The sequence below is a fragment of the Paraburkholderia silviterrae genome (assembly GCF_004353915.1).
GTDB classification, from domain to species: Bacteria; Pseudomonadota; Gammaproteobacteria; order Burkholderiales; family Burkholderiaceae; genus Paraburkholderia; species Paraburkholderia silviterrae.
This window is the reverse complement of record NZ_SMRP01000085.1, coordinates 1-1,316: the sequence shown is the minus strand read 5'-3', so window position 1 is coordinate 1,316 and position 1,316 is coordinate 1. Positions and strand designations below refer to the sequence as shown.

The window sequence follows — 1,316 nt, the reverse complement described above, 5'->3', positions numbered from 1 at the left end:
TATCGCGTCGAGGCGGTGACCGCGCATCCGCTTCTGTTCCCGAGCGACCAGGAAAACGATCCGTTGCACCTTGAGAAGCTCAAGGACACTGAAATCACGCTCACGATCAATCTCGAAGGTTTCTGGAATGCACCATCCGGTGCGATTACCGCCTCTGGCGCGGGAACGCGGGAAATCAGCGGCCTCGTGGCCGATGTGAATGTTCTGGGCAAGGACGGCGACGCGACTGTCTATGAGTTCGTGCTGCGCCCGTGGTGCTGGCTCGCCACGCTCGGCACGAACTCGCGCGTCTTCAATGGCTCGATCACCGATATTCTGCACAAGGCGCTGCAACCCTATCGGGGGACAATCGAATGGCGTATTAGCGGCATTGTGGATCCGAGCCGCGATCTGATCCGCCAGGCGTGGGAGTCCGACTGGAATTTTTTCCTCCGGCTGTGCGAAGAGTTCGGCTACGTCGTGTGGTTCGAGCATCGCGACAGGACGCACGTGCTCGTGATAGCCGATCATTGCGGCGCATATCACAAACTTGGTCCGGCTTACGAAACGCTGCGCTATCACACGAGTGGCGGGCACATCAACAAAGAACACATCACACAACTGTCGTACGGGTGCGCGGTCACGCTCGACACGGTAACCGTTCATGATCACAGTTACCTGTCGCCGCGCTTGAACACGAACAGTCTCCCGTATCGCGAGAGTTGGCACGATTCAGATGGCGCGGCTAGCGCGAATCACGAAACTTATACGCTTGCCGATTACGCTCAGCCCAGGACACGCTGGGAAGTCGACCAGAACGATACGAACTGGCACGACGATGCGCGCTATCTGGCGCGCGTAAAGCTGGAAGCAATACGTGGCAGAGGAAAGCGTGCGGAGGGTCGCGGTCACCTGCGCGGTATCGAGTCGGGCAAGACGTTCACCCTGACACACTATCCGTACAGCGAGGCAAACTGCGAATACCTCGTTCTCGATTGCACGCTGGATATCCGCGAAGGGGGTATTACATCCAACCTCGTGCCCGAGTACTCCGTTGAGGCATCGTTCACCCTGCAACCGCGCAGTCTCGCTTACCGTATGCCGCAGGACACGCCGCGCCCGACCATCGACGGCTGCGAATATGCCGTGATCGTGGGGCCGCAGAATGCCGAAATGCAGATTGACGAGCACAACCGTGTGCTGATCCAGTACGCGTGGGACCGTGAAGGCGGGTACGACGGGCGATCATCCATCTGGGTACGCGTCGCGCAACAGTGGCAAGGCGACCAGATGGGCACGGTCATGCATGGCCGCTGCGGGCAGCAGGTGCTCGTGGA

The 1,316-nt window shown here is 59.5% G+C and carries 1 protein-coding gene; it reads left to right on the top strand.

Annotated features, from left to right (window positions below; genetic code table 11):
- A partial coding sequence (locus EYW47_RS40630; protein WP_133200418.1) for a type VI secretion system Vgr family protein occupies positions 1-1,316 on the top strand: 1,316 nt, incomplete at both ends.